Here is a 6,801-nt window from a genome sequence, read left to right as displayed (position 1 = left end):
CGCTTCCCCGCTGACGGAAGCAGACAACAGTACGATCTGTCTGTCTCTCAAAGTTGTTTTGATGACAGCCTCTACGTCTTCCACATTGCCATCATCCATCAGTCTGTCCCCTTCGTCCAGCACGATGGTTTTTACCAGATGCGCCTGAATCTTTTTCTTACGGATCAAGTCAAGGATACGGCCAACAGAGCCTACAACGATACGGGGTTTGGATTTCAGTTTTTCCATCTGTCTGCCGATGCCCGCCGCACCGATGAGCAGGGCACAGCCCACTTCCATGCCGCTGTTTTCCTGCAGCAGTTCCGCCTGATGGAAGACCTGTACCGCCAGTTCGTGGGTAGGTGTCAGAATGATGGCCTGGGTGCCTTTCACATCCATATCGATTTTTTCAAAAATGGGCAGAAGATAGGCCAGTGTTTTGCCGCTGCCTGTTTCGGAACGACCGATCACGTCCTTGCCTTCCAGCACTGCAGGGATCATCTTTTCCTGTATTTCTGTGGGGTTTTCGATATCCTGCTTTGCCAGTGCCCCCACCAGCGCAGGTCGCAGTCCCAGTTTTCCAAATTTATTTTCCATATATAATTCCTTTCTATTCATAAATAAAAAGCAACACTTCTCTATTTTAAATCATATCGATTTTTTCAAAATAGTCAAGGATACCGCAATAAATCGCCCATGCCAGTTTTTCCTGATATGCTCCGTCGTTCAGCAGTTGTTCCTCCTCTGTATTGGAAAGGAACCCGCACTCCACGATAACAGCAGGGATCTCCGTTGCTCTGAGTATGTAATAATCCTTATTTTCCTTTGCCTGTCTATGGTTGCTGCCATCCACCCGACTCCGCAGATTTTCCTGCACACATTCTGCCAGAAGTTTTCCGTTTGCACTGCTGTTATGATAAAAGACCTGGGCGCCTTTTGCCCTTGGAGAAGGAAAGGCATTCTGATGGATACTGACCAGGATCTCTGCGCCGCTTTCATTGGCAATGCGCTTCCGTTCTGCCATATCTGACCGCTTTCCTGTTCCAAGGGCATCATCCGAATGGCGGGTCAGGATCACTTCCGCGCCGCCCGTCTCCAGATATGCCGCCAGTTTTTCCGCCACAGCCAGATTCAGTTCCTTTTCATTCTTCCCTTTGATCCCCGTTTTTCCCGGATCCCAGCCGCCGTGGCCTGCATCCAGAACGATTTTGGCATCGGTCATAAAAAACATCACCTTTTCTGCCTCTGTCTGCCATGCCGTATGGAGCAGACAGCCCCCGATGATGCAAAGACAGAACAGCCCACTTCCCCATTTTTTCTCCATAAAAATTCGCATCCCGTTTTCTCCTTTTTCATTAGGATATGAACGAAATGCGAATTCTTTTCTTCTTTATTCTTCCAGCAGAGCAACGGCACGGACAGGCGCACCGTCAGCGTCACGATATTTCAGAGGCAATGCCGCAAAGGTAAAGAGGCCGCCGATTTGATCCAGATTGGTCAGATTTTCAATGATAACGATGTCCTTTTGAGACAGGAGCATCTTATGGCGTGTCAGCCCGCCATCCGCAATGGGATCGATGCCGATCACATCAAAGCCAACGCCTTTTTTCCCGCTGTCCAGCAGATACTGGCAGATTTCCATGGAAACCACAGGATATGCACCAAAATACGTTTCCTGTCCCCAGTTCGCATCCCAGCCGGTGCAGAACAGCAGAAATTCCGCCTGATCTGCCAGTTCCCGCACTGCTTCGATCCGCTCCATGCCAATGATGCCGCCTTCTTCCACATCTCGGCAGTCGATGACAAGGGCTTTCCCCACAAACTGCGCCGCCGGCAGTTCCTCCAGTTTTGTCCTATCTCCGAACAGATGGAAAGGGGCATCCATGTGGGTGCCTGTATGGGAATAGAAGGAGATCTGCGTCTCTCTGAATCCATCTTTTTCATAGGTATTGGCAACCTGTAAGTTCGGGGGCTCTGTCCCGGGATAAACCGGCATATCTGCAGAAATTGTCTGGGTCAGATCGATCACACGCATAAAAATGTCTCCTTTCAAAGTACTTTCTTCTGTTCCTCTTCACAGGCATTGTACCACAAAAGACAAAGCGACGTAACCCCTTGGCTTTCCTGTCCGCGCTTTCGTTTGAATTGCATTTTTGTACGTACAAGAAAAACATTTGTCCGTCAAATTTACCAATCTCTTCTTCCTTTCCCTTCGGAAAATTGCCCCTTCCGCCAAAGTTTTTTTTAGTACGAAAAAAAACACTCGTTTTCTGTTGACGAAAAATCTTAACGTGTTATAATTTCTCTATTGACAGTGTCCGCAACAGACGGTCAGTTGTCTTTTAATGAATACAAGTTAGGAGGCTTATCTTATGGAAAAAAGAGTATACAACTTCTCAGCAGGTCCTTCCATGCTGCCCTTGGAAGTTCTGGAACAGGCACAGCGGGAGCTGGTTTGTTACCCTTCAGCAGGCATGTCAGTGATGGAGATGAGCCACCGTTCAAAAGTGTTTGAAGGCATTTTGGAAAAGGCAAAGGCTGATCTGAAAGAACTGATGCACATTCCCGATAACTATAAGATCCTGTTCCTGCAGGGTGGCGGCTCAACACAGTTTGCCATGATCCCCCTGAACCTGATGAACAAGAACAACAAAGCGGATTATGTGATCACAGGTCAGTGGGCGAAAAAGGCGGCAGAAGAAGCAAAACGCTACGGCAAAGTAAACATCGTTGCTTCCTCCGCAGATTCTACCTTCGACCACATCCCCGAACTGGATAAAACAAAATTCGACCCCGAAGCGGATTATTTCTATATCACACTGAATAACACCATTTACGGCACACGCTGGACAGAACTGCCTGATACGGGCAACGTTCCTCTGGTTGGCGATATGTCCTCTTCCATCCTCTCTGAAGAGATCGACGTTTCCAAATTCGGTCTGCTCTTTGCAGGGGCACAGAAAAACCTCGGCCCTGCAGGCGTAACCGTCGTGATCATCCGAGAAGACCTTCTGGGCAACGCCATGGATATCACACCTACCATGCTGAAATACGATATCCATGCGGACAACAACTCCCTGTACAACACCCCCCCTACCTACGGCATCTACTTTATGGGTCTGGTATTTGACTGGGTGAAAAGACAGGGCGGCATCAAAGCCCTCCAGAAAATCAACGAACACAAGGCAGGTATCCTGTATGACTATCTGGATCAGTCTGAACTGTTCCGCGGTACTGTCGTGAAAAAAGACCGTTCCCTGATGAATGCACCTTTCGTCCTTCCTACAGACGAACTGAATGACAAATTTATCAAGGAAGCAAAAGCACAGGGCTTTGAAAACCTGAAAGGTCATCGTACAGTCGGCGGTATGCGCGCCAGCATGTACAACGCCATGCCCGTAGAAGGCGTGGAAAAACTGGTGGAATTCATGCAGAAATTTGAGATGGAAAATAAATAACCGAAAGGGTCGTGACGAGCGACCCTTTTTGTGCTGTATAGAATAAAGAAAAAGGAGAAAAATTATGTATACCATTAAGACTTTAAATAATATCGCTGCAACAGGGCTGGCAAAACTGCCCGCCGAAAATTTCGAAATCGACAATCACGCCGCAGACCCCCACGGCATCATCCTGCGCAGCTTTGATATGCATAAAATCGAGCTGAACCAGAACCTCTTGGCTGTTGCCCGTGCCGGTGCCGGCACCAACAATATTCCCATCGACAAATGCACAGAAATGGGTGTGCCCGTATTCAATACCCCCGGCGCCAATGCCAATGCCGTAAAAGAACTGGTTCTGCTGGCTCTGTTTGCATCCTCCAGACGAATCATCGCCGGCGCAAACTGGGTGCAGAGCCTCAACGACAACGTAGAAAATCTGGAAAAAATCGTAGAAGCAGGCAAGAAAGATTTTCAGGGTCCTGAAATCGCCGGCAAAACGCTGGGCGTCATCGGTCTGGGTGCCATCGGCGTACAGGTTGCCAATGCCGCACTGGACTTGGGTATGGATGTTATCGGCTATGACCCCTTCCTGTCCCTGGAAAACGCATGGCATCTGTCCCCTTCCGTAGAAAAGGAAGATTCCATTGAAGACGTAGTTTCCAAGGCAGATTACATCACACTGCATATCCCTCTGAACGATAAAACAAAACACACTTTCAATGAAAAACTGTTTGCCGTGACAAAACCCGGCGCTCGCCTGCTGAACTTTGCCCGCGGCGGTCTGGTGGATAACGAAGCTCTGAAAAAAGCCATCGCCGACGGCATCATCGCCCGCTATATGACAGACTTCCCTTCCGAAGACCTGCTGGGCGACCCCTGGAATATCATCGTAACACCTCACATCGGCGCATCCACCCCCGAATCCGAAGAAAACTGCGCCATCATGGCAGCACAGGAAATCAGAGATTATCTGACCTACGGCAATATCAAAAATTCCGTAAACTTCCCTCGCTGCGAAGTACCTTATAATGGAAAACCCCGTATTGCCATCTCCCATAAAAACATCGTAAACATGATCGGTCAGCTGGGTGCCGTTTTCACAAAATACCATGTAAACATCGATAAACTGGTAAACAACTCCAGAGGCGACCTTGCATATAACATCGTCGTATGCGATAATTTACCTGAAAATGTGAACGAAATGATCGAAGACCTGTATGCCATCAATACAGTGCTGAAAGTTAGAGTATTCGAATGAAAGCGTTTTCAATAGATGTGAAAGGATGGCTGCTTGCAGGCAATCCTGAACAGATATTAGAAAACCTGATGCGATGAGTAAGGCGCAGCCTTACGAATGCATGCTTTCATGTAACTGAGAATAGGAGGAACATATCTATGGCAACCATCAGACCCTTTATGGCGATCCGCCCCGCATCCAACTATGCGGATCAGGTGGCGGCACTGCCCTATGACGTAATGAACAGCGAAGAAGCAAGAGAAATGGTAAAGGACAAACCCTGGTCCTTCCTCCATGTAGATAAAGCAGAAGTAGACCTGCCCGTGGGTACAGATATTTACAGTGACGAAGTCTATCAGAAGGCAAAGGAAAATCTGGAAAATATGATCGGTCACGGTGTCATTGGTCAGGATCTGCTGCCTAATCTGTATATCTATCGCCTGACCATGAACGGCAAAAGCCAGACCGGCCTGGTCTGCTGCACTTCCGTAGACGAATACATCGACGGCACCATCAAAAAACATGAACTGACCCGCGCCGACAAGGAAGCTGACCGCATCCGCCACGTGGATACTCTGAATGCAAACACAGGCCCCATCTTCCTTGCCTACAGAGATAACCCCGATGCCAAAGCCATCATCGACGGCTGGACAGCAGCTGTAAAACCCGAATATGACTTTGTTGCCGAAGACGGCATCCGCCATACCGTATGGGTCATGGACAGCGATATGGAAATCGGCCTCTTGGTACAATCCTTCCAAAATGTGAAGAACCTCTACATCGCCGATGGTCACCACAGAAATGCTTCCGCTGTAAAGGTTGCCCTGAAACGCAGAGAAGCAAACCCCGATTACACCGGGGAAGAAGAATTCAACTATTACCTGTCCGTACTCTTTGCGGCAGATGACCTGTATATCATGGACTATAACCGTGTGGTAAAAGACCTGAACGGTTACGATGCCGTTGGTTTCCTGGAAGAGATCAGCAAAAAATTTGACGTTGTGCCTTATGAAGGTGAAGGCCAGTACAGACCCGAAGAACTGCACACCTTCGGCATGTATCTGGAAGGCAACTGGTTCAAGCTGACTGCGAAAGAAGAGATCATCACAGACGATCCCGTACTGGGTCTGGACGTTTCCATCCTGCAGAAAGAACTGCTGGAACCCGTTCTTGCCATCGGCGATCCCAGAACAGACAAACGCATTGATTTTGTCGGCGGTATCCGTGGTCTGGCAGAACTGGAAAAACGCGTAGACAGCGGCGAAATGAAGCTGGCATTCTCCATGTTCCCTACTTCCATGAACGAACTGATGGATGTAGCCGATGAAAATATGACAATGCCTCCTAAGTCCACATGGTTCGAACCCAAGCTGAGAAGCGGCTTGTTTATTCATGATTTAGGCTGATTTCTTGAGGGTTTCACCCTCAAACTCCCACCAAGGGAATAATTCCCTTGGAACCCTATACGCAAAAAAGACGACCATAAGGTCGTCTTTTTTAATTAAAGTTTGGATCAAACCTTTTTAAAGGTTTGTGGGGTGCAGGGGCAAAGCCCCGCAGGTCTTACAAATCTAATTTCAGATCATTTTCTTTGATCAATCCTTTTTTACGCATAGGATATGCGATGATGGGTGTCAGCACTGCAGGCAGAACGAAGCAGATCAGCAGAAGGCCGATCCAGTCCATGGAAGTAATGCCTGTTTTTGCACCTGCAACAATATCATTCAGCCAGCCGGTATATACGCCGATCTGACCTACCAGACCGCAGGTACCCATACCGGATGCCACCGCATCCCCGTTCATCTGCATGTGAAACACACACGTAGCGATAGGGCCTGTGATGGCGGAAGCCAGTGTAGGAGGTACCCATACCCAAGGATTCTTCACGATATTCGGCACCTGCAGCATAGAAGTACCGATGCCCTGTGCCAACAGGCCGCCCCATTTATTTTCCTTAAAGCTCATCACTGCAAAACCGACCATCTGGGCACAGCAGCCGGCAACCGCCGCACCACCTGCCAGACCTGTCAGACCCAGTGCCGCACAGATCGCTGCAGAGGAAATAGGCAGTGTCAGTGCCATACCTACCAGAACAGATACCGCAATGCCCATGAACAGAGGCTGCAGATCTGTCGCCCACATGAT

The 6,801-nt window shown here is 48.7% G+C and carries 7 protein-coding genes; 3 read left to right on the top strand and 4 right to left on the bottom strand.

The genetic code is table 11. The features are described 5' to 3' along the window. The 3 genes from ACJMLT_RS00325 to ACJMLT_RS00315 form a co-directional block, all read right to left on the bottom strand. Window positions 1–576, bottom strand: a 576-nt coding sequence (locus ACJMLT_RS00325) for a DEAD/DEAH box helicase family protein (RefSeq protein WP_405724871.1), incomplete at its 3' end; no start/stop codon positions are given. 46 nt (window positions 577–622) lie between these two features. Further along, window positions 623–1,315, bottom strand: a complete 693-nt coding sequence (locus tag ACJMLT_RS00320) for an N-acetylmuramoyl-L-alanine amidase (protein ID WP_405724868.1) — start codon at window positions 1,313–1,315, stop codon at window positions 623–625. A 54-nt stretch (window positions 1,316–1,369) separates the two neighbouring features. After that, window positions 1,370–2,014 (bottom strand): cyclase family protein, encoded by a 645-nt coding sequence (locus ACJMLT_RS00315; protein ID WP_405724865.1) that lies wholly within the window; start codon window positions 2,012–2,014, stop codon window positions 1,370–1,372. Between the two features lie 337 nt (window positions 2,015–2,351). Here ACJMLT_RS00315 and serC point away from each other — a divergent pair, with 337 nt between their 5' ends. From serC to ACJMLT_RS00300, 3 genes are all read left to right on the top strand, one after another. Beyond that, window positions 2,352–3,437, top strand: coding sequence for a 3-phosphoserine/phosphohydroxythreonine transaminase (serC, locus tag ACJMLT_RS00310; protein WP_405724862.1), 1,086 nt, complete (start codon window positions 2,352–2,354; stop codon window positions 3,435–3,437). A gap of 64 nt (window positions 3,438–3,501) precedes the next feature. Continuing rightward, window positions 3,502–4,677 carry a 3-phosphoglycerate dehydrogenase family protein gene (locus tag ACJMLT_RS00305; RefSeq protein WP_405724859.1) on the top strand — a complete coding sequence of 392 codons (1,176 nt, stop codon included), beginning with the start codon at window positions 3,502–3,504 and terminating at the stop codon, window positions 4,675–4,677. Between the two features lie 137 nt (window positions 4,678–4,814). Then, entirely contained in the window at window positions 4,815–6,062 is a 1,248-nt protein-coding gene (locus ACJMLT_RS00300) for a DUF1015 domain-containing protein (protein WP_405724856.1), read from the top strand. A gap of 157 nt (window positions 6,063–6,219) precedes the next feature. Here ACJMLT_RS00300 and ACJMLT_RS00295 read toward each other — a convergent pair. After that, window positions 6,220–6,801, bottom strand: a 582-nt coding sequence (locus tag ACJMLT_RS00295) for a PTS sugar transporter subunit IIC (RefSeq protein ID WP_405724853.1), incomplete at its 5' end; no start/stop codon positions are given.

Origin of the sequence: Anaerotignum sp. (genome assembly GCF_045122575.1) — a bacterium.
GTDB lineage: Bacteria > Bacillota > Clostridia > Lachnospirales > Anaerotignaceae > Anaerotignum_A.
Note: the sequence above shows the minus strand (reverse complement) of the source record. Positions and strands in the feature narration are given on the sequence as shown.

Bases quoted from the DNA above. Each gene is read 5' to 3' on its own strand.
- ACJMLT_RS00320 (WP_405724868.1), bottom strand. From the start codon at position 1,315: ATGCGAATTTTTATGGAGAAAAAATGGGGAAGTGGGCTGTTCTGTCTT.
- serC (WP_405724862.1), top strand. From the start codon at position 2,352: ATGGAAAAAAGAGTATACAACTTCTCAGCAGGTCCTTCCATGCTGCCC.
- ACJMLT_RS00300 (WP_405724856.1), top strand. From the start codon at position 4,815: ATGGCAACCATCAGACCCTTTATGGCGATCCGCCCCGCATCCAACTAT.
- ACJMLT_RS00305 (WP_405724859.1), top strand. From the start codon at position 3,502: ATGTATACCATTAAGACTTTAAATAATATCGCTGCAACAGGGCTGGCA.
- ACJMLT_RS00315 (WP_405724865.1), bottom strand. From the start codon at position 2,014: ATGCGTGTGATCGATCTGACCCAGACAATTTCTGCAGATATGCCGGTT.